At 67.2% G+C, this 25,272-nt stretch carries 18 protein-coding genes; 12 read left to right on the forward strand and 6 right to left on the reverse strand.

Annotated elements, in window-relative coordinates; all coding sequences use genetic code 11:
- Window positions 1–418: 418 nt before the first annotated feature.
- Window positions 419–1,738, reverse strand: a complete 1,320-nt coding sequence (locus tag ACTJJM_RS12575) for a M20 family metallopeptidase (protein ID WP_418081625.1) — start codon at window positions 1,736–1,738, stop codon at window positions 419–421.
- Window positions 1,739–1,926: 188 nt separating this feature from the next.
- On the opposite strand from ACTJJM_RS12575, the gene ACTJJM_RS12580 reads away from it, so the two are divergent.
- The 10 genes from ACTJJM_RS12580 to ACTJJM_RS12625 all read left to right on the forward strand — a co-directional run bounded on the left by ACTJJM_RS12580 (window position 1,927) and on the right by ACTJJM_RS12625 (window position 18,388).
- The gene (locus ACTJJM_RS12580) at window positions 1,927–3,168 is read left to right on the forward strand and encodes an efflux RND transporter periplasmic adaptor subunit (RefSeq protein WP_010481017.1); all 1,242 of its coding nucleotides are present in this window, start codon (window positions 1,927–1,929) and stop codon (window positions 3,166–3,168) included.
- 73 nt (window positions 3,169–3,241) lie between these two features.
- Window positions 3,242–6,475: an efflux RND transporter permease subunit gene (locus tag ACTJJM_RS12585; protein WP_019336709.1), complete on the forward strand. Its 3,234-nt coding sequence runs from the start codon at window positions 3,242–3,244 to the stop codon at window positions 6,473–6,475.
- Window positions 6,476–6,506: 31 nt separating this feature from the next.
- Window positions 6,507–9,629, forward strand: coding sequence for an efflux RND transporter permease subunit (locus ACTJJM_RS12590; RefSeq protein ID WP_049453005.1), 3,123 nt, complete (start codon window positions 6,507–6,509; stop codon window positions 9,627–9,629).
- Between the two features lie 250 nt (window positions 9,630–9,879).
- Complete coding sequence (locus ACTJJM_RS12595; protein ID WP_191850120.1) at window positions 9,880–11,940, forward strand: TonB-dependent siderophore receptor; 2,061 nt, start codon at window positions 9,880–9,882, stop codon at window positions 11,938–11,940.
- A 95-nt stretch (window positions 11,941–12,035) separates the two neighbouring features.
- A complete protein-coding gene (gene yccS, locus ACTJJM_RS12600) occupies window positions 12,036–14,213 on the forward strand; it encodes a YccS family putative transporter (RefSeq protein WP_019336619.1) in 2,178 nt (725 codons plus the stop codon).
- Window positions 14,214–14,354: 141 nt separating this feature from the next.
- Window positions 14,355–15,149, forward strand: coding sequence for an SDR family NAD(P)-dependent oxidoreductase (locus ACTJJM_RS12605; protein WP_049453012.1), 795 nt, complete (start codon window positions 14,355–14,357; stop codon window positions 15,147–15,149).
- Between the two features lie 97 nt (window positions 15,150–15,246).
- Window positions 15,247–17,136 carry an MFS transporter gene (locus ACTJJM_RS12610; protein WP_191863898.1) on the forward strand — a complete coding sequence of 630 codons (1,890 nt, stop codon included), beginning with the start codon at window positions 15,247–15,249 and terminating at the stop codon, window positions 17,134–17,136.
- Between the two features lie 182 nt (window positions 17,137–17,318).
- Complete coding sequence (locus ACTJJM_RS12615; protein ID WP_005419784.1) at window positions 17,319–17,606, forward strand: CD225/dispanin family protein; 288 nt, start codon at window positions 17,319–17,321, stop codon at window positions 17,604–17,606.
- A gap of 34 nt (window positions 17,607–17,640) precedes the next feature.
- Window positions 17,641–17,919: a CD225/dispanin family protein gene (locus tag ACTJJM_RS12620; RefSeq protein ID WP_006473644.1), complete on the forward strand. Its 279-nt coding sequence runs from the start codon at window positions 17,641–17,643 to the stop codon at window positions 17,917–17,919.
- A gap of 43 nt (window positions 17,920–17,962) precedes the next feature.
- The gene (locus tag ACTJJM_RS12625) at window positions 17,963–18,388 is read left to right on the forward strand and encodes a DUF2752 domain-containing protein (RefSeq protein ID WP_049480653.1); all 426 of its coding nucleotides are present in this window, start codon (window positions 17,963–17,965) and stop codon (window positions 18,386–18,388) included.
- 418 nt (window positions 18,389–18,806) lie between these two features.
- On the opposite strand, the gene ampE is transcribed toward ACTJJM_RS12625, so the two are convergent.
- The 5 genes from ampE to ACTJJM_RS12650 all read right to left on the reverse strand — a co-directional run bounded on the left by ampE (window position 18,807) and on the right by ACTJJM_RS12650 (window position 22,543).
- Window positions 18,807–19,694, reverse strand: coding sequence for a regulatory signaling modulator protein AmpE (gene ampE, locus ACTJJM_RS12630; RefSeq protein ID WP_010482632.1), 888 nt, complete (start codon window positions 19,692–19,694; stop codon window positions 18,807–18,809).
- 146 nt (window positions 19,695–19,840) lie between these two features.
- Window positions 19,841–20,746: an NAD(+) diphosphatase gene (gene nudC / locus ACTJJM_RS12635; protein WP_440865677.1), complete on the reverse strand. Its 906-nt coding sequence runs from the start codon at window positions 20,744–20,746 to the stop codon at window positions 19,841–19,843.
- 160 nt (window positions 20,747–20,906) lie between these two features.
- Window positions 20,907–21,299, reverse strand: coding sequence for an iron-sulfur cluster insertion protein ErpA (gene erpA, locus ACTJJM_RS12640; RefSeq protein WP_005419789.1), 393 nt, complete (start codon window positions 21,297–21,299; stop codon window positions 20,907–20,909).
- A 31-nt stretch (window positions 21,300–21,330) separates the two neighbouring features.
- On the reverse strand, window positions 21,331–21,795 hold the full coding sequence (locus ACTJJM_RS12645) for a bactofilin family protein (protein WP_010482635.1): 465 nt from the start codon (window positions 21,793–21,795) through the stop codon (window positions 21,331–21,333).
- 4 nt (window positions 21,796–21,799) lie between these two features.
- Window positions 21,800–22,543: a DUF6776 family protein gene (locus ACTJJM_RS12650; RefSeq protein WP_019336613.1), complete on the reverse strand. Its 744-nt coding sequence runs from the start codon at window positions 22,541–22,543 to the stop codon at window positions 21,800–21,802.
- A 179-nt stretch (window positions 22,544–22,722) separates the two neighbouring features.
- On the opposite strand from ACTJJM_RS12650, the gene ACTJJM_RS12655 reads away from it, so the two are divergent.
- Both ACTJJM_RS12655 and ACTJJM_RS12660 read left to right on the forward strand, forming a co-directional pair.
- Window positions 22,723–23,340, forward strand: a complete 618-nt coding sequence (locus tag ACTJJM_RS12655) for a DUF4126 domain-containing protein (RefSeq protein ID WP_043399356.1) — start codon at window positions 22,723–22,725, stop codon at window positions 23,338–23,340.
- Between the two features lie 44 nt (window positions 23,341–23,384).
- Window positions 23,385–25,271 (forward strand): EAL domain-containing protein, encoded by a 1,887-nt coding sequence (locus ACTJJM_RS12660; protein WP_010482638.1) that lies wholly within the window; start codon window positions 23,385–23,387, stop codon window positions 25,269–25,271.
- The last annotated feature ends 1 nt before the right edge of the window (window position 25,272 follow it).

A 25,272-nucleotide genomic window follows, 5' to 3' on the forward strand; every position in this document is an offset into this window, starting at 1 on the left:
GTAAACCCGTCCCTGGGGGCTTGGCCGCGGCATCCATGCCGCGGACACCCCCGCCCCGCCTGCCCTCCCGGCCCCTGACAGTTCCCTGCACGCGGCTACCACCACGGGAAAGATCAGAAAATCAAGATCAAAAGCCGATCCTTCAGACGTTCATGACGTCCGCCGTGTCGACCAAGGTCGACACCTACCAAAGCAGGATGTCGTTCTGACAGCAGCAGGAAACTGTCGAAGGCGGGGTGGGTCCGGTGGCAGGGGCGTGAGCGCCATGGATGGCGCGACCGAGGCTACAGGGACGTACTTGCGCCGTCCCCTGCCACCGGACCCACCCCGCCATCCCACCGATAGCCAGCTTTTGCCGTTGCTCCGGCTGTTGCCGTTGCCTCGGGGGGTGCAGGGCTGCAAGCCCTGCCGGAAACCCTCACCCCGCCGGAGTGCCGGTACCGTGCAGGTAATCCAGGCTCACCTGCAGCAACGCGCGCAATCCCACATCCAGCGCCTTCTCATCCAGCAGGAACTTCGGCGAATGATTCGCCGGCGCCGTCGCCGGGTCGATGCCCACGCTGGTCGAACCCACGAAGAAGAACATGCCCGGCACTTCCTTCGCGTACAGCGAGAAATCCTCCGCACCCATCTGCAGCGGCGGCTCGTACACGTTGTCCTTGCCCACCACCGCCTGCAGGCTCGGCAGCATCTTCGCGGTCAGTGCCGGGTCGTTCACCGTGGCCGGGTTGCCCTCCGATTCGTAGATGTCGGTCACCGCCTTGGCACCGTGCGCAGCCGCCGTGTGTTCGGCCACGTTGCGCAGATCGGCGAAGATCTGCTGGCGCATGCCTTCGTCGAAGGTGCGGATGGTGCCGACCATCTCCACTTCGTCGGGAATGATGTTGTAGCGGATGCCGCCGTTGATCGCGCCGAAGGTCAGCACGGCAGGCTGCTTGGACAGGTTGGCGCGGCGGCTGACGATGGTCTGCGCGGTCCCCACCAGGTCGGCGGTGGCGACGATCGGATCAACCCCGTTCCACGGCGCCGAGCCGTGCGTCTGGCGGCCGATCACCTTGATGCCGAAACGGTCCGAGGCCGCCATCAGCGGGCCACCGCGCACCGCGATCTGTCCGGCCTGCACACTGGAGAACACGTGCAGGCCGAATACCGCCTCCGGCTTGAAGTCGGCGAACAGGCCTTCCTTCATCATCAGTGCGGCACCGCCCTCTTCCGGCGGCGGTGCACCTTCCTCGGCCGGCTGGAAGATCAGCATCACCTGGCCCGGCAGGTCCTTCTTCATCGCCACCAATGCTTCGGCCACGCCCAGCAGGGTGGCGGTGTGCGCGTCATGGCCGCAGGCATGCATCACGCCCACGGTCTGCCCGCGGTACTGGTCGGTGGCCTTGGAGGCGAACGGCAGGCCGGTCTGTTCGGTCACCGGCAGCGCGTCCATGTCCGCGCGCAGGGCGATCTTCGGGCCGGGCTTGCCGCCTTCGATGATCGCCACCACGCCGTGGTGGGCGATGCCGGTCTTCGGCTTCAGGCCCATCGCACGCAGGCGCTTGGCGACCTCGGCCGAGGTTCGCACCTCGCGGTTGGACAGCTCCGGGTGCTGATGGAAGTCACGGCGCCATTCGACCACCTTGGCCTGCAGGCGCTGGGCGGCGGCGGTCACTTCGGGGCGTTGCCCGTCCTGGGCATGGGCAAGGACCGGCAGGGCCAGCAGCAGGGCGGACAGCAGCAGCGAACGGCGCATCGCAATCTCCACGGCAAAGGGGGTTCCAGCTGAATGTAGGGCAACGCCGCCGCCACGGGAACCTCCGCGGCCAGATCCGGTCATAGCGCCCGTCCCATCCGTCATGCAGGAAACGTGATGTGGCGCAGGTATGCTTTGCGCATTGCCAACCGGGGCCGCGCCCCGTCCAGCCCTCTTGGAGTCCTTGAATGTCACGTGTTTGGAAGATCGTGCTGCTGGTCGTGGCGGTACTGGTGCTGGCCGTGGTCGGCCTGCGCGTACTTGGCGGGGGCAAGGAAAAGGCCGGTGGCGCGGCAGCAGCTGCGCGCCAGGGCGGTGAAGACCCGGATGCCGGCCCGGTGCCGGTCACCGTGGTGGATGCGGCACGCCAGGACGTGCCGGTCTATGCCAGCGCGCTGGGCACGGTGACGGCAATGAACACCGTCACCGTCAGCCCGCAGGTGGGCGGACAGCTGATGAGCCTGAACTTCCGCGAAGGCCAGGAAGTGAAGAAGGGCGATGTGCTGGCGGTGATCGACCCGCGCACCGCCCAGGCCAGCTATGACCAGGCGGTGGCATCCAAGCGCCAGAACGAGGCGCTGCTGGCCACCGCGCGTTCCAACTACCAGCGCTCGAACGCGCCGGAGTATCGCCAGTTCGTCGCCAAGACCGATCTGGATACACAGCGAAACCAAGTGGCACAGTACGAAAGCGCAGTCGCGGCGAACGAGGCCAGCATGCGCTCGGCGCAGGTGCAGCTGCAGTACACCAAGGTCACCGCGCCGATCACCGGCATCGCCGGCATCCGTGCGGTCGACGCCGGCAACGTGGTCAACGCCGGCACCGCGCTGGTCACCCTGACCCAGATCCATCCGATCCACGTGCTGTTCAACCTGCCCGAGCGCCAGCTCGGCGACGTGCGCCAGGCACAGGCCGCCGGTGCGGTGCCGGTGGCAGCGCTGGACCGCGCCGATTCGCACGTGCTGTCCGGTGACGGCAAGCTGGACGTGGTCGACAACCTGATCAGTGCCGACAGCGGCACGTTCAAGGCACGCGCGATCTTCGACAACACCGACAACGGCCTGTGGCCGGGCCAGTTCGTCAACGTGCGCATGCAGCTGCGCACGATTGCCGGCGGCGTGGTCATTCCGACCCAGGCGGTGCTGCGCGGGCCGGATGGCGAGTACGTCTATGTCGTGCAGGGCGACAACACGGTGAAGATGCAGACCGTGCGCAGCGGCGTGGAAGTGGGCGACAGCCAGGTGCAGATCGCCGAAGGCCTGAAGGGCGGCGAGCGCGTGGTCAGCGAAGGCCAGTTCCGCCTGAAGCCGGGCAGCAAGGTCACCGCGCTGAAGCCGGGCGAGACCCCGGTCGCACCGACCGAGGCCGAACTGAAGGCCGCCGAGCAGAAGAACGGCGGCGGTGGCCGTCGCGGTGGTGGCCCGCGCTGAGCGCAGGCTACTGACCTTCCCGCGCCGGCATGCCTGCCGGCGCTGCCATTGAAGTGCCAGCAAGGATCAGTCCGTGGGCTTTTCGACGATCTTCATCCGCCGCCCCATCGCCACCTCGCTGTTGATGGCGGGCCTGTTGCTGCTGGGCATCCTCGGTTACCGCAAGCTGCCGGTGTCGGCGCTGCCGGAAATCGATGCGCCCAGCCTGGTGGTCACCACCCAGTACCCTGGCGCCAACGCCACCACCATGGCCTCGCTGGTCACCACGCCGCTGGAGCGCCAGTTCGGTCAGATCTCCGGGCTGGAGCTGATGACCTCCGACTCGTCGGCCGGGTTGTCCACGATCATCCTGCAGTTCTCGATGGACCGGAACATCGACATCGCCGCGCAGGACGTACAGGCGGCGATACGCCAGGCCACCCTGCCCTCGTCGCTGCCCTACCAGCCGGTCTACAACCGGGTGAACCCGGCCGACGCGGCCATCGTCACCCTCAAGCTGACCTCCGATACGCGGCCGCTGCGCGACGTCAACAACTACGCCGACTCGATCCTCGCCCAGCGCCTGTCGCAGGTACAGGGCGTGGGCCTGGTCTCGATCGCCGGCAACGTGCGTCCGGCCGTGCGCATCCAGGTCAATCCGGCGCAGCTGTCGAACATGGGCCTGACCCTGGAAGAGCTGCGCAGCGCGCTGACCCAGGCCAACGTCAATGCACCCAAGGGTTCACTGAACGGCAAGACCCAGTCCTACAGCATCGGTACCAACGACCAGCTCACCAGTGCCGCCGAGTACCGCGACACCATCATCAGCTACAAGAACGGCCGTCCGGTGCGTTTGTCCGACGTGGCCGAAGTGGTTGATGGCGTGGAGAACGACCAGCTGGCCGCTTGGGCCGATGGCAAGCCGGCGGTGCTGCTGGAAGTGCGGCGCCAGCCCGGCGCCAACATCGTGCAGACCGTCGAGCGCATCCGCGCGATCCTGCCGCAGCTGCAGGGCGTGCTGCCAGCCGACGTGCACCTGGAGATCTTCAACGACCGTACCGAGACCATCCGCGCCTCGGTGCATGAAGTGCAGTTCACCCTGATCCTCACCATCGGCCTGGTGGTCGCAGTGATCTTCGTGTTCCTGCGCCGACTGTGGGCCACGATCATTCCCTCGGTGGCCGTGCCACTGTCATTGGCGGGCACTTTCGCGGTGATGGCCTTCACCGGCATGTCGCTGGACAACCTCTCGCTGATGGCGCTGGTGGTGGCCACCGGCTTCGTGGTCGACGATGCGATCGTGATGATCGAGAACATCGTGCGTTACATCGAGCAGGGCAAGAGTGGCAAGGAAGCGGCCGAGATCGGTGCGCGCCAGATCGGCTTCACTGTGCTGTCGCTGACCGTGTCGCTGGTGGCAGTGTTCCTGCCGCTGCTGCTGATGCCCGGCGTCACCGGCCGCCTGTTCCATGAGTTCGCGTGGGTGCTGAGCATCGCCGTCGTGCTGTCGATGCTGATCTCGCTGACGCTGACCCCGATGATGTGCGCCTACCTGCTCAAGCCCGACGCCCTGCCCGAGGGCGAGGATGCGCATGAGCGTGCGGCCGCGGCCGGCACGCAGAACCTGTGGACGCGCACCGTCGGCCTGTACGAGCGCAGCCTGGACTGGGTGCTGGGCCACCAGCGCCTGACCCTGGCCGTGGCCGGCGGCGCACTGGTGCTGACCGTGCTGCTGTACGTGCTGATTCCCAAGGGCCTGCTGCCCGAACAGGACACCGGCCTGATCACCGGCGTGGTGCAGGCCGACCAGAACATCGCCTTCCCGCAGATGGAGCAGCGCACCAGGCAGGTCGCCGAAGCGCTGCGCCAGGATCCGGATGTGACCGGCGTGTCGGCCTTCATTGGCGCGGGCAGCATGAATCCCACGCTCAACCAGGGCCAGCTGTCGATCGTGCTGAAGGAACGCGGCGAGCGCGATGGCCTGGATGAGATCCTGCCGCGCCTGCAGAAGGCGGTGGCCGGTATTCCGGGCGTGGCGCTGTACCTGAAGCCGGTACAGGACGTAACCCTGGACACCCGCGTGGCCGCCACCGAGTACCAGTACTCGTTGTCGGACGTCGATCCGGCGACGGTGGCCACCCAGGCCACACGCCTGACCGAAGCGCTGCGCAAGCGCCCGGAACTGGCTGACGTCGACAACAACCTGTCCAACCAGGGCCGCGCCCTCGAGCTGAACATCGACCGCGACAAGGCCAGCGTGCTGGGCGTGCCGATGCAGACCATCGACGACACGCTCTACGATGCGTTCGGCCAGCGCCAGATCTCGACCATCTTCACCGAACTCAACCAGTATCGGGTTGTACTGGAAGTGGCGCCGGAGTTCCGCACCAGCACCGCGCTGATGGAACAGCTGGCCGTTGCCTCCAATGGTGCCGGTGCGCTGACCGGTACCAATGCCACCAGCTTCGGCCAGGTCACCTCGTCGAATTCATCGACGGCTACCGGCATCGGCGCGCAGAACACCGGCATCACCGTCGGCGCCGGCAGCATCATTCCGCTCTCGGCACTGGCCGAAGGCAAGGTCAGCAGTGCGCCGCTGGTGGTCAGCCACCAGCAGCAGCTGCCAGCGGTGACGGTCTCGTTCAACGTGGCGCCAGGCTATTCGCTGTCCGACGCCGTGCGTGCGATCCAGGAGACCAAGGACAGCCTGGACATGCCGGCACACCTGCATGCCGAATTCATCGGCAAGGCCGCCGAATTCACCGGCAGCCAGACCGATGTGGTGTGGCTGCTGCTGGCCTCGCTGGTGGTGATCTACATCGTGCTGGGCGTGCTCTACGAGAGCTACATCCACCCGATCACGATCATCTCCACGCTGCCGCCGGCCGGTGTCGGCGCGCTGCTGGCGCTGATGCTGTGCGGGCTGAGCCTGTCGGTGGATGGCATCGTAGGCATCGTGCTGCTGATCGGCATCGTCAAGAAGAACGGCATCATGATGGTGGACTTCGCGATCGAGGCGCGCCGCGCCGGTGCCAATGCGCATGAAGCGATCCGCCGGGCCTGCCTGCTGCGCTTCCGTCCGATCATGATGACCACCGCCGCGGCAATGCTCGGCGCGCTGCCGCTGGCGCTGGGCACCGGCATCGGCTCGGAGCTGCGCCGCCCGCTGGGCATCGCCATCGTCGGCGGCCTGCTGCTGTCGCAGCTGGTGACCCTGTACACCACGCCGGTGATCTACCTGTACATGGAGCGCTTCTCCGAATGGCTTGCCCGCCGCCGCGAGCAGCGCGCACTGCGCGACGGATCGCTGCAGGAGCCGCAGGCATGATCCACGCCCCGCTGCCGCGGGGGGCCGCACGATGAACCTGTCCGGCCCCTTCATCCGCCGCCCGATCGGCACCGCGCTGCTGGCCATCGGCCTGTTCATGGTCGGCCTGATCTGCTACCTGCGCCTGGGCGTGTCGGCACTGCCGAACATCGAGATTCCGGTGATCTTCGTGCACGCCAGCCAATCTGGTGCCGATGCGGCAACCATGGCTTCCACGGTCACCGCGCCGCTGGAACGCCATCTCGGCCAGCTGCCGGGCATCGACCGCATGCGCTCGTCGAGCTCGGAAGGCAGCTCGTTGGTGTTCATGATCTTCCAGAGCGGCCACGACATCGATTCGGCCGCGCTGGACGTACAGACCGCGATCAACTCGGCACAGGCCGACCTGCCCTCGGGCATGGGATCGCCGATGTACCAGAAGGCGAACCCGAACGACGACCCGGTCATCGCCATCGCACTGACCTCGCAGACGCAGTCGGCCGATGAGCTGTACAACGTCGCCGACTCGCTGCTGGCGCAGCGCATCCGCCAGATCAGCGGCGTTGCCTCGGTCGACATTGCCGGTGCTTCGACGCCGGCGGTACGCGTGGACGTCAACCTGCGCCTGATGAACGCGCTGGGCCTGACTGCCGATGATCTGCGCAACGCCGTACGCGCGGCCAACGTGACCTCGCCCACCGGCTTCCTCAGCGATGGAAATACCACCACCGCGATCATCGCCAACGATTCGGTCGCGCGTGCGGCCGACTTCGCCGACCTGGTGGTGAAGACCCAGGGCGATGGCCGGGTGATCCGCCTGAAGGACATCGCCAACGTCTACGACGGCCAGCAGGATGCCTACCAGGCCGCGTGGTTCGACCACAAACCCGCCGTGGTGATGTACGTGTTCACCCGCGCCGGCGCCAACATCGTGGAAACCGTGGACCGGGTGAAGGCGCAGATTCCCGCGCTGCGCGACTACCTGCAGCCCGGCACCACGATGACGCCGTACTTCGACCGTACACCGACCATCCGCTCGTCGCTGCATGAAGTGCAGATCACCCTGCTGATCAGCCTGGCAATGGTGGTGCTGACCATGGCGCTGTTCCTGCGCCGGCTGGCGCCGACGCTGATCGCCGCCGTAACCGTGCCGCTGTCGCTGGCCGGTGCCGCGCTGGTGATGTACGTGATGGGCTTCACCCTGAACAACCTGAGCCTGCTGGCGCTGGTGATCGCGATCGGCTTCGTGGTCGACGATGCGATCGTGGTGATCGAGAACATCATGCGTCACCTCGACGAAGGCATGCCGCGGATGCAGGCGGCACTGACCGGCGCGCGCGAGATCGGCTTCACCATCGTCTCGATCACTGCCTCGCTGGTGGCGGTGTTCATTCCGCTGCTGTTCGCCAGCGGCATGATGGGCGCGTTCTTCCGCGAGTTCACCGTCACCCTGGTGGCAGCGATCGTGGTCTCGATGATCGTCTCGCTGACGCTGACCCCGGCGCTGTGCAGCCGCTTCCTCAGCGCCCACGACCACACGGCGCCGCCGTCACGCTTCGGCCGCTGGCTGGACGCCGGCCACGAGCGCATGCTGCGCATCTACACCGTGTTCCTGGACTTCTCGCTGCGCCATGCGCTGCTGCTGTCGCTGACACCGCTGCTGCTGATCGGTGCAACCATCTTCCTGTTCGGTGCAGTGAAGAAGGGCGCGTTCCCGCCGCAGGACACCGGCCTGATCTGGGGCCGCGCCAACTCCAGCGCTACGGTCTCCTTCGAGGACATGGTCAGCCGCCAGCGCCGCATCACCGACATGCTGATGGCCGACCCGGCGGTGAAGACCGTGGGCGTGCGCCTGGGCAGCGGCCGCCAGGGCTCCAGCGCACAGTTCAACGTCGAGCTGAAGTCGCGAAAGGAAGGCCGCCGCGAAACCACCGCGCATGTCCTGGCGCGTCTGAGTGCGAAGGCCGACCGCTACCCCGACCTGCAACTGCGCCTGCGCGCGATCCAGGATCTGCCCAGCAACGATGGCGGTGGCTCCAGCCAGGGCGCGCAGTACCGCATCTCGCTGCAGGGCAATGACCTGGCGTCACTGCAGGAATGGCTGCCCAAACTGCAGGCGGAGCTGAAGAAGAACCCGAAGCTGCGCGACGTCGGCACCGACGTGGACAATGCCGGCCTGCGCCAGAACATCGAGATCGACCGTGCCAAGGCAGCCCGCCTGGGTGTTTCGGTCGGCGCCATCGACGGCGCCCTGTACGGCGCGTTCGGCCAGCGCCAGATCTCGACCATCTATTCAGACATCAACCAGTACAGCGTGGTGGTCAACGCCCTGCCTTCGCAGACCGCTACGCCGGCGGCGCTCGACGAGGTGCACGTGCGTGCGCGCAACGGCGACATGGTGCCGCTCACTGCGGTGGCCAAGCAGGTGCCGGGGCTGGCGCCTTCGCAGATCACCCATGAGAACCAGTACACGACGATGGACCTCAGCTACAACCTGGCGCCGAACGTGAGCATGGGCGAAGCCAAGGCGATCATCGACGCCACCGTGGCCGGCATGCGCATGCCCGGCGACATCCGCCTGGCCGATGATGCGGGGTTCGGGTTCAACTCCGATCCCAGCGACATGCTGATCCTGGTGTTTGCCGCGATCCTGACCGTGTACCTGGTGCTGGGCATGCTCTACGAGAGCCTGATCCATCCGGTCACCATCCTGTCCACGCTGCCGGCGGCGGGCGTGGGTGCGCTGCTGGCGTTGTTCGGCACCAACACCGAACTGTCGGTGATCTCGATGATCGCGCTGGTGCTGTTGATCGGCATCGTCAAGAAGAACGCGATCATGATGATCGACTTCGCGCTGGTGGCGCAGCGCGAGCATGGGCTGGCACCGCGCGAGGCGGCACGCGAGGCCAGCATCGTACGCTTCCGTCCGATCATGATGACCACGATGGTGGCGATCCTGGCGGCGGTTCCGCTGGCGATCGGCCTGGGCGAAGGGTCCGAGCTGCGTCGTCCGCTGGGTATCGCGATGATCGGCGGCCTGCTGTTCTCGCAGAGCCTGACCCTGCTCAGCACCCCGGCGCTGTACGTGATCTTCTCCTGCCTGGCCGAGCGCTGGCGGGCACGTCGCGCGCGCAGGCGCGAAGCGAAGCTGCTCAAGCGCGCGCAGCGGGCGTAGAAGGGCCCATCCACGCACGGCGTGGATCTAGTGCAACACCTGCCTCTGGTGGGTGCGGACCGTTGGTCCGCACGCCGCTTTGGATTTGACGTGCCGTAACGAAAAGAGAACAATTCTCATCCAGCCATGGTCCTGCGCCCCTTCGCGGCGCCCCGCTGCCATCTCCGGCCAGCCTGCGTGATCCCAGCCACTGCCCCTTCCCCCACCCGTGGGCGGATGGCCTGTGGCCGTCCGTCGAGGACCACCATCGATGCTGCCTTCCCGTCTCCCCCGCCTGGCCCTGCTGGCCTCCGCCCTGTCCGCCGCCTGCGCTGCCCATGCCGAAGCGCCGGCCGTCAGCCGTAACGCCATCGATCTGGATGCGGTGAAGGTCACCGCCGAACGCACCCATACCGACGCCGGCGCACTGGGCGACCGCGCCCTGCGCGACACTCCGTTTGCGATCACCGCTGTTGGCCGCGAGCAGATCGAGCAGCGCCAGGTGGTCTCGCTGGGCGAAGCCTTCCTGCTCGACCCCTCGGTCACCACCCAGGTCAGCGCCTACGCCAGCGGCTGGAGCTCGCCCATCCGCAATCGCGGTATCGAACTGAATTTCGACAGCTATCGCGTCAATGGCCTGCAGGTCTCTTCCTGGGGTACCGAATGGCCGCTGGAAGTGATGGAACAGGTCGATCTGCTGAAAGGCCCGGGCGGTTTCCTGTACGGGTTCGGTGCACCCGGCGGCATCGTCAACTACATCACCAGGAAGCCGACGGACACGCCCACCTTCTCCGCCCAGCTGGGCTGGCGTGAACAGGGCATCGTCAGCGGCGGCATCGACGTTGGCGGACGTTTCGGCAACGAGCAGATGTTCGGCTACCGTTTCAACGCCTTCCAGGAAAAGGGCGAGACCTTCAATGGTGGGCACGTCGATCGCAAGGTTGGCGCACTGTCGCTGGATGCGCGCCTGAGCGATGTACTGACCTGGACCTTCGACGGCGTGTTCCAGTCACGCGATCTGCGCGAAGAGTCGCCGCAGTACTACTTCCGTGGCCTGACATCGCTGCCGCGACCGATTGCCGGGGATACCGACAACAGCGTACCCGGCACCTACTACGACACCCGATCCAGCCTGCTGTCGACCGGCTTGAACTGGCAGATCAACAGCAACTGGAAAGCCAGCCTGAGTTACGGCGTCACCACCTCGTGGAATGACGTCAACAAGATCTTCGCCTACATCGACAATCCCAACGGCGACTACGACGTCAACGTCTACGAACTGGGTGGCAAGAGTGAGTGGAAGCTGGCCCAGGCGATGCTGCAGGGCAGCTTCCGCACCGGCCCCCTGCAGCATCAGGTGGTGGCGGGCATCAGCCACCAGACCGGGCTGGGCTGGGACCGCCCCTACGAATGGAGCCTGATCGGCCGCGCCAACCTGTACCAGCGCCACGCGATCCGCCATGACGCCGTGGGTTTACGGGCGATGACCCGCGGCGACGAGACCGTGCAGCAGGCGGTGTTCGCGAGCGATACCGTCGATCTCGGCAGCGGCTGGTCGGTCCTGGCGGGCTGGCGCTACAACGACTACGAGACCAAGGGCCGCTACCACACCTACCCGGTCACACCGACCTACGCCGTGATGTTCAAGCCCAGCGAGGCGGTCACACTCTACGCCAGCTACATCGAATCGCTGGAAGCGGGCAGCCGCGTGGGCAACAGCTACGCCAACGCCGGCGACGTGCTCGACCCGACCATCAGCAAGCAGTACGAGATCGGCGCGAAGGTCGACGCGGCACGCTGGAATGCGAATCTGGCGGCGTTCCGGCTGGAACGTGGCGCCAACATCGACCAGCTGATCGCCGGCAGCCTGCCTCGCCTGGTGCAGGACGGCATCACGCTGTACGAAGGCATCGAAGCCAATGGCGACCTGCACGTGACAGACGCGCTGACGGTGGGGGGCGGCGTGACCTGGCTGGACCCGACCTACGACAAGTTGTCTCCGGGCAGCGCCTCGCAGGAAGGCAAGCGCACCGCAGGTGCTGCGCGCTGGAGCGGAGTACTGCATGCCACCTACCAGCTGCCATGGGTGGATGGGCTGGAGACCTACGCCGCCGTGCGCTATTACGGCGATGTCTGGTACGACGCCGACAACACCCTGAAGCTGCCCGACTACACGCTGGTCAATGCAGGCATCGGCTATCGCCTGCTCGCCTCCGGCCACCCGGTGACCGTGCGCGCCAGCGTCGAGAACCTGGCCAACCGGAAATACTGGTCCAACGCCGGCGTCGGCCTGCCGCGTACGTTCGCGGTGAGCGTGCGGTTCGACATGTAAGGCCCGGCACCGCCGGGGGTGCGGTCCGTTGGTCCGCACTCCATATTTCACGCGCAGCCCGCAATAATGGTGGGAGACCCTTCCACCGAGCCTGCATGTCCGCCCGCGAATCCCGCCTCAGCCGCCTGTGGGCCCACGAAAAGGCCAGCTACGGCCTGCGCGTGTTCATCGCCCTGACCGCAGCGCTTGCCGTGTGCTGGCAACTGGATGCGCTCACCGCCCTGCCCGGCGTGTTCCTCGGCATCATCGCCAGCGCCATCGCCGAGACCGATGACAACTGGTGGGGACGTACCAAGGCGGTACTGCTGTCGCTGCTGTGCTTCTGCCTTGCCGCCGCGTCGGTGATTTGGCTGTTCCCCTGGCCATGGATCTTCATCGGGGCGCTGGCGCTGTCCACGTTCGGGCTGACCCTGCTGGGTGCGCTCGGCGAACGCTACGCGTCGATCGCCCAGGCCACGGTAACGCTGGCGATCTACACCATGATCGGCCTGGAACAACACGGTGCCAGCGACCTGCACAGCGCGCTGGACGCGGTCAGCCACCTGCTGGCCGGTGCGGTCTGGTACGGCCTGCTGTCGATCCTGTGGACCGCGCTGTTCGCCAACCGTCCGGTCCGCGAACGCGTGGCGCGCCTGTACGTTGAACTGGGCCGCTACCTGCAGTTGAAGGCAACACTGTTCGAGCCGGTGCGCGAGGCCGACCTGCAACGTCGCCAGCTCGACCTGGCCGAGCAGAACCGGCGCGTGGTCGGTGCGTTGAACGAGGCCAAGACCGCGATCCTCGCCCGCTTCGGCCGTTCCGGGCGGCCAGGCGTGAACTCCGGCCTGTACCTGCGCCTCTATTACATGGCACAGGATTTCCACGAGCGCGCCAGTTCCTCGCACTACCCGTACGGTGCGCTGGTCGATGCTTTCTTCCATAGCGATGTGCTGTACCGCTGCCAGCGCCTGCTCGACCTGCAGGGGCAGGCCTGCGCGCGGCTGGGCGGGGCGATCCGCCTGCGCCGTCCATTCGTGTATGGCGAAAGCAACCAGCAGGCCGGACGCGATCTGGCCGATGCGCTGGCCTATCTGCGCGACCAGCAGCGGCCGCAGTGGCAGCGACTGCTCGGCTCGCTCGACCTGCTCGTGCACAACCTGCGCAGCATCGAGCGCCGCCTGCTGGATGCGGAGCGTTCCGAGGCCAGCCTGGACAACGTCGATACCCGCCTGCGCGACAGCAACCCGCACACCCTTCGCGAGATGGGCGTGCGCGTGCGCCAGCAGCTCACGCCCGGTTCGGTCCTGTTCCGCCACGGCCTGCGCATGGCATTGGCACTGATCGCCGGTTTCGCGGCGATCCGCCTGTTCAATGCCCAGAACGGCTCATGGGTGCTGCTGACCATCGTGTTCGTATGCCGCCCCAACTTCGGTGCCACCCGCCAGCGCCTGGCGCAACGCATCGTCGGCACCGTGGCCGGCCTGGTGCTGACCTGGGCGCTGCTGCAGCTGTTCCCGCAGCTGCACGTGCAGCTGCTGATCGCGCTGCTGTCGGCGCTGTTGTTCTTCTTCACCCGCACCGACCGCTACCTGGTGGCATCGGCGGCGATCACGGTGATGGCCCTGACCTGCTTCAACCTGATCGGCGATGGCTTCGTGCTGATCGTGCCGCGCATGGTCGATACGCTGCTGGGCTGCGCGATTGCCGCCGCCGCCGCGTTCCTGATCCTGCCCGACTGGCAGGGCCGCCAGCTGCACCTCGTGCTGGCGCGCGTGCTGGACACCGCCGCACGCTACCTGGATTCGGTACTGGGCCAGTACCGCAGCGGCATGCGCGATGACCTTGCCTACCGCATCGCCCGCCGCGACATGCACAACGCCGATGCCGCGCTGTCCACCGCGCTGTCGAACATGCTGCGCGAACCGGGCCACGTGCGCCGCAACCTCGATGCCGGTTTCCATTTCCTGGCGTTGTCCAACATGCTGCTCGGCCATCTCTCGGCGCTGGGTGCGCACCGCGACCAGGTGGACAGTTACGCCGGTGATCCGCTGGCGCTGGCCGCCGGTGAGCGCGTGCGAAAGGCGCTGCAGCAGCTGTCCTCGGCCCTGGCCGCACGGCAGCCGGTCAGCGAGGACGACAATGACGCCGACCGCGCGGTGGCCGCCGAGCTGGAGCAGATCGGTGAGGCGATGCCGCCGAAGCTGCAGCTGATCCGCACGCAGATGGCGCTGGTGCTGCGGATGCTGCCGAAGGTGCGGGCGGCGGCGAATGAGGCGGTAACCAGCCTGACCTGATCCCTCATCGCTGGTCGGACATCCCATCCACGCGTGGCGTGGATCTACTGCACCGTGTGCAACCGTGTGTTGCGCCTTGCGATGCATCCCGATCACGTTTCCGCGCGGATACTGGGTGATCCCCTGGTCCTGGACTCCCCCATGAAGATCGAACTCGCCGGCCGTACCGCGCTGGTCACCGCCTCCACCGCCGGCATCGGCCTGGCGATCGCCCAGGGCCTGGCCACAGCGGGTGCGCGGGTCATTCTCAACGGCCGCAGCACCGACAGCGTCGAACGCGCCCGCCAGCGCCTGCTCGCCGCCGTTCCGGGTGCCGAGGTGATCGGCCTCGCCGCCGACCTCTCCGACGCCGCCGGCGTCGACACGCTGCTGGCGGGACTGCCCAAGGTCGACATCCTGGTCAACAACGCCGGCATTTTCGGCCCCGAGGACTTCTTCGAGACCGAAGACGCCACCTGGGAGCGCTACTGGCAGACCAACGTGATGTCCGGCGTGCGCCTGTCGCGTGCGTTGCTGCCGGCGATGGTGGCAGCCGGTTGGGGCCGCGTGTTGTTCATCTCCTCCGAATCGGCACGCAACATTCCGGTCGACATGATCCATTACGGGGTCAGCAAGACCGCGCAGCTGTCGCTGTCGCGCGGCCTGGCCAAGCGCGTGGCCGGCAGTGGCGTCACCGTCAACGCGGTGCTGCCCGGCCCGACCCTGTCCGACGGCTTCGCGGCGATGTTCGAAGATGAACGCCAGCGCAGTGGCAAGCCACTGGAGCAGATCGGCCGCGAGTTCGTGATGGCACACCGGCCGTCTTCGGTGATCCAGCGCACCGCCACGGTCGAGGAAGTGGCCAACATGGTGGTGTACCTGGCCTCGCCGCAGGCCTCCGCCACCTCCGGTGCGGCACTGCGCGTGGATGGCGGCGTGGTCGACGATATCGTCTGAGATCTTTCAAAGTGTGCGGACCAACGGTCCGCACCCACAGGTCCGCACCCACAGCGGATAGGCAGGAATGCTAGGCTGCGCCGGTCAAGGAGGCTCCATGTCCGGTCACAACCAGTTCGCCCTGCTGCGCCAGCGCCGTTTCCTGCCGTTCTTCGTCGTCCAGGCGCTCGGGGCGTTCAACGACAACGTGTACCGGCAGGCGATCATCGGCCTGTTGTTCTATCTGGGCGTTTCGGAGGAGCAGCGTTCGCTTTACACCACGCTGGCGCCAGCCATCTTCATCCTGCCGTACTTCCTGTTCTCGGCGCTGGCCGGGCAGATCGCCGACAAACTGGAAAAATCGCGGCTGATCGTGATCACCACCACCATGGAGATCGTGATCATGTCGATGGCGGCTGTCGGTTTCATCACCGAGAACCTGCCGTTCCTGCTGGTCGCGCTGTTCTGTACCGGCATGCAGTCGACCCTGTTCGGCCCGGTGAAGTACTCGGTACTGCCCTCGGTGCTGAAACCCGAGGAACTGACCGGCGGCAACGGCCTGGTCGAGATGGGTACTTCGATCTCAATCCTGTCCGGCATGATCATCGGCGGCTCGGTGTTCCTGCTTGCGGGCAGCCACGGTCCGATCGTGGCAGCCACAGCGGTGATCGCTCTGGCCATCTGCGGCAACATCGCCGCGCGCCTGATCCCCAAGGTCGACGCCGGCGATCCGAACCTGAAGATCAACTGGAACCCCCTGCCGGAGTCGCGGGTTGTGCTGCGCATGGCACGGCAGCAGAAGGCGGTGCGCAACGCCATCCTCGGGGTGTCCTGGTTCTGGTTCGTCGGCACCGTGCTGACCTCGCAGCTGCCCAACTACGCGTTGGCCAACCTCGGCGGCGAACCCAAACTGTATTTGTTCGCACTGGCCCTGTTCTCGGTCGGCACCGGCGTTGGCTCGCTGCTGTGCGAGAAGCTGTCGGCACGCACGGTGGAAATCGGCCTGGTGCCGCTGGGTGCGTTCGGCATGACCGCGTTCCTGCTCGACCTGTACTTCGCCCGCAGTGGCGAAGCAACGGTGCACGGACTGACCATCGGCACGTTCCTGCAGCAGCCGGGCAGCATCCGCATCGTCATCGACCTGGTCGGCATCGGCCTGTTCACCGGCATCTTCGTGGTGCCACTGTTCGCGCTGATCCAGAGCCGCACGCCGAAAGCGCAGATGTCGCGTGTGTTCGCCGCGCTGAACATCCAGAATTCCGGCTTCATCGTGGGCGCGGCCCTGCTGTCGCTGGCCGCGCACAAGCTGCTGCACTGGACCATTCCGCAGCAGTTCCTGGCGCTGGCCATCGCCAACGCGCTGGTGGCGATCTACATCTTCACCATCGTCCCCGAATTCCTGATGCGCTTCCTCAGCTGGCTGATGGTGCGCACCCTGTACCGGCTGCGCCCGCACGGCATCGAAGCGAACGTGCCCGACGAAGGCGCCGCGCTGCTGGTCTGCAACCATGTCAGCTACATGGACGCGCTGATCCTGTCGGCGACGATTCCGCGCCCGGTGCGCTTCGTCATGTACTACAGGATCTTCAACATCCCGGTGATGCGCTGGATCTTCCGCACCGCCAAGGCGATCCCGATTGCCGGCGCGCGCGAAGACCCGGCGCTGATGCAGCGCGCGTTCGATGACATAGACGCCGCGCTGGCCGAAGGCGAGCTTGTCTGCATCTTCCCCGAAGGTGCGTTGACCAAGGATGGTGCGATGGCGCCGTTCAAGTCCGGCGTCGAGAAGATCCTCGAACGGCGGCCGGTGCCGGTGGTGCCGATGGCGCTGCGCGGCATGTGGTCGAGCATGTGGAGCCGTCGCGACAGCCGCCTTGGCCGGATGCGCGTGCCACGCCGTTTCCGTGCCACCGTCGAGGTGGTGGCCGCACCGGCCGTGGATGGCCACAGCACCAGCGCACCGGTGTTGGAGGCCCAGGTGCGGGCCTTGCGCGGCGATCACGCCTGACGGTACCGGCCCGCCAGTCGGGCCCGGCGACCTCCCCCACATACGTCACCGTCCAGTGGCGTACGCGACATGTCGTGACTGTAAACGCATACATGCAACGTCGGTTGCGGTAGATTACGCACCCACAGGGGGGAGGTCCGGTCGATACATCACGGCCGGCCACCAAGGAATGGAGTCTCGCTTTGAATCAACCACCACCGCTCAGCCGTCCGGTCTACATCCCCAACCATCTGGTCTGGGCGATCCTGACGACGCTGTTCTGCTGCCTGCCGTTGGGCGTGGTGTCGATCGTCTATGCCTCCCAGGTCGATGGCCGCCGCGCGGCCGGCGACCTGCCGGGGGCCTACAGCGCGTCGCGCAAGGCGGGCTGGTGGGCGGTGGCTTCGGCCGTGGCCCTGCCAGTCCTGTTGCTGTTGTGGTTCGGGCTGTTCGGCGGCTTGGCCGTACTGGGCGCTCTTTCCGACCAATGATTCACCACCACCACCCATCAAGGAGCTTGAACCCATGAATACCGCTACTCCGCAGGTCCCGAACAACCTGGTCTGGGCGATCCTGACCACCCTGTTCTGCTGCCTGCCGGCCGGCATCGTGTCGATCGTCTACGCCGCCCAGGTCAACGGCAAGCTGGCCGCTGGCGACATCGCCGGCGCCCAGGATTCGGCTGCCAAGGCCAAGAAGTGGGCCATCTGGTCGGCCATCGCCTGGGTCGTCGTGGTCGTGCTGTACGTGCTGTTCTTCGTTGTGCTCGGCGGCATGGGCGCGATGAGCAACAGCGGCTACTGATACGCCTGGACGGATCCGGCGCCTGCGCCGGATCCGTTGTTGCATGTCCGCGCTTCCCATCCGTTCCCGACTCGCCCGCTGGGCACCGCTGCTGGTTTCCGCCGGCCTGGCCGTGGGTGCCACGGTGGTCCTGCGCAACGTCAATCCGTATGTCGCCGGCAATCCGTTGCCGAGCTGCCCGCTCTACGCCCTGACCGGCCTGTACTGCCCGGGCTGTGGCAGCACGCGCTGCCTGTATTCCCTGGTCCACTTCGACCTGCCCGGCGCGATGGCGATGAACCCGCTGCTGGTCATCAGCCTGCCGTTCCTGTTGCTGATGCTGCTGAACATCGCCGGCATCCGCCCACGCGCGCTCGACCCGCTGATGCGGGTACTGGCCAATCCCGTGTTCTGGCTCTGGGTGCTGCCCGGGTATGCGCTGCTGCGCAACCTGCCGTGGGCACCGTTCACTGCACTGGCACCGGTCTAGGTTTCCAGCCAACGGCGCAGCCCCTCGTGGTGGGCCGGTATCTGAAGGCAAAAGCGCCCGGCCACGGACAGTTTCCGTGTGCGTCCACCACGGAAAAGAAAGAGAAGATCAAAAGCGGAAGCGGATCGCTTCGCTCTGCATCCACGCATGGCGTGGATCTACCGTGTCGACCAAGGTCGGCACCTACCCGCAATCGCAGGTCACCCACCGCCACCGGGAAACCATCGGGGGTGGGGCGGTGTGGGGCTGCAGGACCGTTGGCGCCATGGATGGCGCCATCGAGCCCCCAGGGACGGGTTTACGGCGTGTCCTGCAGCCCCACACCGCCCCGCCCAACCCTCAGCAACCCAGAGCCGCTGTTGCTGTTGCTGTTGCTGTTGCCTCTGCAGGTGCAGGGCTGCAAGCCCTGCAAAAACCACTACGTCACCCAGCCTGCAATCACCAGCAGGGCGAGGATCGCCAGCCACAGCAGCAGCATCCGCCACACCAGGCTCATCGCATCACGCAGGTCCGGCAGCCGCTGCCACACCGGCAACAGCCCCGCCTCGGTGTAATCGTGCGCGTCCTCGCGCAGCTCGGCGTTGACGCTGGCCCGCGCCACCGCGCCCAGGAACCCGATGTTGCCGGCCAGGCGCTCACCATGGGCCTGGCGCCAGGCCTTCCACGCCGTATCGAAGTTGCCCACCAGGGCCATCGAGAACGCCATCAACTGCGCCACCGGCCATTCGATCCAGCCCAGCAGGCGCTGCGCCAGCGCCAGCGGCTCCACCGGCACGCGGGCACGCATCGGGCTTTCCGCCATCAATGCCAGCAGGCGATAGCCCAGCGCACCGGCCGGGCCCAGCAGCAGGAACCAGAACAGCACCGCGAACCAGCGCCGCAGTGCATTGAGCACGGTCGCCTCGACCAGCGAGGGCACGTCCTCGCGCAGGCTGCCCCCGGCCGACTGCAGGTTGCGCACGGCCGCCTGTCGTGTCGCCGCGTCATCGGCATCGATGATGGCCTCGATATCGCGGTCCAGGTCGCGTGGCCCCCAGCACCAGGCCAGCACGCCCACGCCCAGCAACAGCGACGGCAGACCGAACAGCACCCCGCGCAGCAGCCACGCCAGCAGCGCCATCAGCAGCAGCGGCGGCAGCAATGCCAGGGCCACGCCTGCCGGACCCTGCCAGGCCTTGCCGCCGCGCGCGTCCAGCCAGCCCAGCCAGCGCCGGAAGCCGTCGAAACGGCGCAGCGAGGCGGCAGCGGCCGGGGCAACATGGCCCAGGGCCAGTGCCACCAGCACGGCGGCCAGAGTGGTGAACATGGCAGGTCTCCCTACGAAACAGAACGCGCGGCGCCGCTACCTTACCTGTCGCAGCGGCGCCCTCAGCGGTGAACCGGACTGTAACCCGGGCCGTGTTCAGGTGGCGGCAATACAGCTGCCACGACCGGACCGGCAGAGGATCGGGTTCAGCCCTTCTGCTGGCGGTACCAGTGTTCGATCAGGCCGCGCGAAATCGAGATCGGCGGCGACAGGCGGATGCCCTGGCCATCGTCCTCCACATCGCGTGCCAGTGCCGCGCCCACCTCGTCGGCACTGAACCAGCGCGCGTCTTCCAGCTCGCCATCCACCGTCGGCAGGTCATCCTGCGCCTGTGCACGGAAGCCGATCATCAGCGCGCCCGGGAACGGCCACGGCTGCGAGCCGAGGTACTGGCACGCGGTCACCCGCACCTTGCTCTCCTCATGCACTTCACGCACCACGGTCTGCTCGAAGGTCTCGCCGGGTTCGACGAAGCCGGCCAGCACCGAGTAACGCCGCGGTGCCCAGTTGGACTGCCGGCCCAGCAGCAGCCGGCCCTGGTTTTCCACGGCGACGATCACGGCGGGGTCGACGCGCGGGTAGTGCTCGGTGGAACACTGCGCGCAACGACCGACGAAGCCGCCGCGGGCAAACGCCACGGCGCCGCCGCACACACCGCAGAAGCGGGTGCGCGAGTGCCAGTAGGACATGCCGCGGGCATAGCTGAAGGCGGTCGCATCGGCCATCGACCACAGCAGAGCAGCCTGGCGCAGGTCGAGGCGACGTGGTGCGGTGACGGTGACGCTGGCGGCTTCAACCGAGAACCACGCTTGTTCCCCGCGCAGGCCGAGGAAGATCGCGGAGCCGGGACCACCCCCGATGTCGGCGCCGGTCAGCGCCAGCGGCTGGTCTTCATCGCCGGTGAAGGCGCTGCCGTCCTGATCGAGCACGAGAATGCGCGCGCCCGGCCACAGGCGCGCCAGTGCATCGGCATCGTCGCGCAGGGCATCGGCGCGCTCCAGCGGTTCGCCAACGAAGGCAAAACCGGAAAGCGGCGAAGAAGTATTGGGCATCCGGCAAGCGTGCCGCCAATCGATGCGGGTGGCAAGGTCGGCGCTGTGCGCAATCTGCTGTTGTGGGCTGGAGGGCACAGAGCATCCACGCATGGCGTGGATCTACGGATCCGCTCTGGCAGGTGCCAACCTTGGTTGGCACATCCTGGCCACAGGGCTCTTACATGCTGAAGCTGCTGCCGCAGCCGCAGGTGGTCTTCGCGTTCGGGTTGCGGATCACGAACTGCGCACCGGTCAGGCTCTCGGTGTAATCCACCTCTGCGCCCATCAGGTACTGCAGGCTCAGCGGGTCGACCAGCAGGGTCACCCCGCTGGTCTGTACCGCCAGGTCGTCCTCGGCACGGTTCTCGTCGAACTCGAACCCGTACTGGAAGCCCGAACAGCCACCGCCTTCGATGTACACGCGCAGGGCCAGGTCGGGGTTGCCCTCTTCCTGGATCAGGGATTTGACCTTGGCGGCCGCCGACTCGGTGAAGTTCAGCGGGCGCTCCAGCGACTGGTAATCGGGCGCGGCAACCGGGGTGGCGCCGGGCAGGGAGACTAGCGTGCTCATGCCGTCAGCATGGGGGTGCCGACGATGGCTTTCAAGCCATCGCCTCGGCCAGCTTGCGGCGTGCGGCGGTGTCACCCTTGCCACCATTGGCCTCTTCGCCTTCCGGAGCCGGCAGGGCGGCCATCGGGGCGCTGGCATGGATCAGGCGACCGTTCAGCTGGGCGCCCGCATTCATCTCCACCACCTGGTAATGGACGTTGCCATTGACCCGTGCGCTCGGGGTCAGTTCGACCTTCTCGGTGGCATGCACGTCGCCGTCCAGGCGGCCACTGATGACCACCACCTGGGCACGGATCTCGCCCTCGATCACGCCATGCTCGGCGACCGTCAGGGTCGCGCCACTGGCGCCCTCGGCGGCGATCACCTTGCCATGGATGCGGCCTTCCACATACAGGCCCCCACTGAATTCCACATCACCGCGGATCACCACCTGGTTGCCGATCAGGGCATCCACCACCAGCTGGCCTTCACGGTTGGATTTGCTGCTTCCGAACATCTGCCTACTCCCCTTTGGCGGCCGGCGCACCGGCCTGTTTCCAGTCGAATACCTGGGTGGTACCCCCCGTACCACTCCCCAATGTCACCCGCACGCGTTGCGGGGTGAAGTCAGCCGGCAGCATCACGCTGCCGGTGAGCTGCTGGAAGTACCGGAACGAGTAATCCTGTCCCGGCACCTTGCTGCGCTGGTGCAGATCATCCCAGCTGATCGTGGCCAGCTTGCCGTTCTTGACGCCTTCCACGGTGAAGCGCATCTGCCCCTGGCTGATGGCGCCACGGTTGAGGTTCTGGGTCAGCACCGCGGTGTACTGCCAGGTGCCGGCCGCTTCCGGGCTGAACTCGATCGAATGGGTGTTCAGGCCCTTGCGCTGGCTGGTGGAGCCCACCAGGCGCTCATAGAAGGCGACGTCGGCACGCAGGCCTGCGATTTCCTCATCGCGCTCGGCCAGCGAGGACTGCACCTCGGTGTTGGCGGCGCGGCTGATGCGGTCGGAGGCTTCCAGCGTGGCCTGCTTCTGGCGCAATTCGGTCAGCTGCGCCTGCAACGTCTCGGCACGCTTCTCGGCAGCCTGCAGGCGCTGGCCCTGGGCGTCGCGCGGCGTGGCCATCCAGCAGCCACCCAGCACGGCCAGCACCAGGCTGAGCAGCCAGATGCCGCCGATCACCAGCAGGCGGCGACGGTCGGCCGGCGGTTGTGGCGCGCCGGGCAGGCGGACCTGCACGCGCATGGGAGGACGGTTGGTCATGGGTGGATTCCGGGGCATCGCGAGGGCGACACCGGTACGGCCCCTGTGGCAAACGACGCGCTAGTGTATGACAGGACGGGTGGGTTTCCTGCGCAGTGGCGAGCCACGGTCTGTGGCGTTCAGGCATGCCATCGTCGATAGTGTGGTCCCCTGCACAGTTCCGTCGCCGGAGCATCGCCATGACCGAAGCCCACCTGTTCGTGATCGGCATCCTGCTGGCCTGGCTGGCCGGCATCCGCGTCTACCTCACCGTGTTCGGTGTCGGCCTGGCCGGCCTGCTCGGCTGGGTCGACCTGCCGCCGGCCCTGCAGGCCACTGAATCGTGGTGGGTGCTGGGCACCTCGGCGGCGCTGGCGGTGGCCGAATTCTTCGCCGACAAGATTCCCGGCGTCGACTCGGCGTGGGATCTGGTGCAGACCCTGGCACGTGTGCCAGCGGGGGCTTTCCTCGCCGCCGCCACGCTGTCGCCGGATGGGCAGCTGGGCACCGGTGCGCTTGCCGCCGGCGCCGGTGTGGCGCTGGCCAGTCATGGCCTGAAGGCCGGCACCCGCGCTCTGCTCAATACCTCGCCCGAGCCTGCCAGCAACTGGGTGGCCTCCGCCGCCGAGGACACCGTGGTGGTCGGTGGCCTGGCCCTGGCCCTGGCACACCCGTGGATCGCGCTGATCGTGGTGCTGGCCTGCAGCCTGGCCGGTGCGCTGCTGGTGTGGCTGGTCTGGCGCGCACTGTGGAAGGGCGTGCGCTGGCTGGCACGCGGTGCGTCGCCCGACAGTCCACGCCAGCCCGGTACCGGTTGATCGCCGGGCTTGTCGCATAATGGACGCGAACACCAGGAGCACCGATGGCCGCAAACGAATCCCCCGCGGGCGCCCGCCCGGGACGCGCTGAATCCCCTCCGGCCGATCATTGGCAACGCTGGACGGCTGAATCGGCGAGCGCCGTCGCCGCAGCGCCGGCAGCAGTTCCGCCGCTGGCAGCCTCCGACGCACCCGCATCGATCGGCAGCGCACCACCGCCGCTGCCGGGTCCGGGCATGCTGGCCGAGGCTGGCAACAACGACCAGGCACCGCCGACCTCCGATTCGCCCTACCGCGTGCTGATCGTCGAGGACGACCGCGCGCAGGCCCTGTTCGCACAGAGCGTGCTGCATGGCGCCGGCATGCAGGCCATCGTGCACAGCGATGCCGACGGTGCGCTACAGGCGATCAAGGAGCATCGCCCCGACCTGATCCTGATGGACCTGCACCTGCCCGGCCTGGACGGCATGCGCCTGACCGCGCTGATCCGCCAGCAGCCTGGCCTGCAGTTGCTGCCGATCGTGTTCCTGAGCGGCGATCCGGACCCGGAGCGCCAGTTCGAAGTGCTCGACAGCGGCGCCGACGATTACCTGAGCAAGCCGATCCGGCCGCGCCACCTGATCGCCGCCGTGGCCAACCGCATCCGTCGCGCACGTGCGCAGGCAGCAACCCTGCCCGGTGCAACCGGCGCACCGGCCACCAGCAATCCGGAAACCGGCCTGCCGACGCGTCACCACGTGCTGCAGCAGCTCAATGCCGCCCTCGCCCATCGCGACCGGGGTGGCGTGTTCTTCGTTGAAGTGGCCAGCGCGCTGGGCCTGCGCGAACGCTATGGCTACGCCGCCTTCGAGCGCCTGATGGTGCAGGCCGGGCAGCGCCTGGCCGAGGCCGGCCATCCGCACCTGCTGGCACGCCTGAACGACAACAGCTTCCTGCTGCTGGCCCGCAATACCGATGAAGACAGCCTGGAAAGCATCGCCGCGACCCTGCGTGAGCAGCTCTCGGCGCGCGCCTTCGTGATCCGCGACGATGAATCGGTGCACCTGCGCGGCGTGGTGGGTTACGCGCCGCTGTCGCCGGGCTTCGACGATGCCAACGCTGCACTGGAAGCGGTCGAGCGCACCACCCTGCAGGCACGCCTGCTCAGCGCCGGCGTGGCGGGCCACGTGCACCGCCAGGCCGTCACCGAACAGGAACACCTGGCACTGCTGGAAGGCCAGCTGGAGCTGGCCTATCAGCCGATCGTCGCCGTCGCCGGTGGCAACACCGCGCAGTACCAGCTGCTGCTGCGCCTGCGCCAGGCCGATGGCACGGTGCTGGCGGCCGGCCAGGTGATTCCCGCCGCCGAGGCGGCAGGCCGCATCGCCGACCTCGACCAGCAGGTGATGGACCATGCGCTGGGCCTGCTGGACCTGTACCGGCACGCAACGCAGCCGCTGAACCTGTTCGTCTCGCAGTCGCTGCGCACGCTGCAGCGCGATGCCTTTGGCGACTGGCTGCTGGAATCACTGCAGCAGCGTGACCTGCCCGGCAGTGCGCTGGTGATCGACGTGCGCCTGCCCGACGCGCTGATCCACACCGTGCCGCTGCAGCAGTTCTGCCAGCGCATGGCCGGCGCCGGCGTGCGCTTCTGCCTGAGCCAGTTCGAGCCCAGCGGCGAAGCCGATGCACTGCTGACCCAGCTGCCGCTGTCGTTCGTGCGCATGGCCGCGCGCTTCTCCAGCAGCCATTCCAACCCAGCCACGCGCGAGGAACTGCGCAAGGCGATCGAACAGGCGCATGCGGCCGGGCTCCAGATCATCGGCCAGCAGATCGAAGACCCGCAGGCCGCGGCCGCGATGTGGGTCGGCGGCGTCGATTACATCCAGGGCAACATGGTGCAGTCGGCCGGCAGCGACCTGAACTTCGACTTCCACAACGCGGTGCTCTGAC

This window comes from Stenotrophomonas sp. 22692, from assembly GCF_052045015.1.
GTDB lineage: Bacteria > Pseudomonadota > Gammaproteobacteria > Xanthomonadales > Xanthomonadaceae > Stenotrophomonas > Stenotrophomonas geniculata.

Excerpts from the sequence above, each read along its gene's own strand:
- ACTJJM_RS12575 (WP_418081625.1), bottom strand. The coding sequence starts at position 1,738 with ATGCGCCGTTCGCTGCTGCTGTCCGCCCTGCTGCTGGCCCTGCCGGTC.
- ACTJJM_RS12580 (WP_010481017.1), top strand. The coding sequence starts at position 1,927 with ATGTCACGTGTTTGGAAGATCGTGCTGCTGGTCGTGGCGGTACTGGTG.
- ACTJJM_RS12590 (WP_049453005.1), top strand. The coding sequence starts at position 6,507 with ATGAACCTGTCCGGCCCCTTCATCCGCCGCCCGATCGGCACCGCGCTG.
- ACTJJM_RS12595 (WP_191850120.1), top strand. The coding sequence starts at position 9,880 with ATGCTGCCTTCCCGTCTCCCCCGCCTGGCCCTGCTGGCCTCCGCCCTG.
- yccS (WP_019336619.1), top strand. The coding sequence starts at position 12,036 with ATGTCCGCCCGCGAATCCCGCCTCAGCCGCCTGTGGGCCCACGAAAAG.
- ACTJJM_RS12605 (WP_049453012.1), top strand. The coding sequence starts at position 14,355 with ATGAAGATCGAACTCGCCGGCCGTACCGCGCTGGTCACCGCCTCCACC.
- ACTJJM_RS12610 (WP_191863898.1), top strand. The coding sequence starts at position 15,247 with ATGTCCGGTCACAACCAGTTCGCCCTGCTGCGCCAGCGCCGTTTCCTG.
- ACTJJM_RS12620 (WP_006473644.1), top strand. The coding sequence starts at position 17,641 with ATGAATACCGCTACTCCGCAGGTCCCGAACAACCTGGTCTGGGCGATC.
- ACTJJM_RS12625 (WP_049480653.1), top strand. The coding sequence starts at position 17,963 with ATGTCCGCGCTTCCCATCCGTTCCCGACTCGCCCGCTGGGCACCGCTG.
- ampE (WP_010482632.1), bottom strand. The coding sequence starts at position 19,694 with ATGTTCACCACTCTGGCCGCCGTGCTGGTGGCACTGGCCCTGGGCCAT.
- nudC (WP_440865677.1), bottom strand. The coding sequence starts at position 20,746 with ATGCCCAATACTTCTTCGCCGCTTTCCGGTTTTGCCTTCGTTGGCGAA.
- erpA (WP_005419789.1), bottom strand. The coding sequence starts at position 21,299 with ATGAGCACGCTAGTCTCCCTGCCCGGCGCCACCCCGGTTGCCGCGCCC.
- ACTJJM_RS12645 (WP_010482635.1), bottom strand. The coding sequence starts at position 21,795 with ATGTTCGGAAGCAGCAAATCCAACCGTGAAGGCCAGCTGGTGGTGGAT.
- ACTJJM_RS12650 (WP_019336613.1), bottom strand. The coding sequence starts at position 22,543 with ATGACCAACCGTCCTCCCATGCGCGTGCAGGTCCGCCTGCCCGGCGCG.
- ACTJJM_RS12655 (WP_043399356.1), top strand. The coding sequence starts at position 22,723 with ATGACCGAAGCCCACCTGTTCGTGATCGGCATCCTGCTGGCCTGGCTG.
- ACTJJM_RS12660 (WP_010482638.1), top strand. The coding sequence starts at position 23,385 with ATGGCCGCAAACGAATCCCCCGCGGGCGCCCGCCCGGGACGCGCTGAA.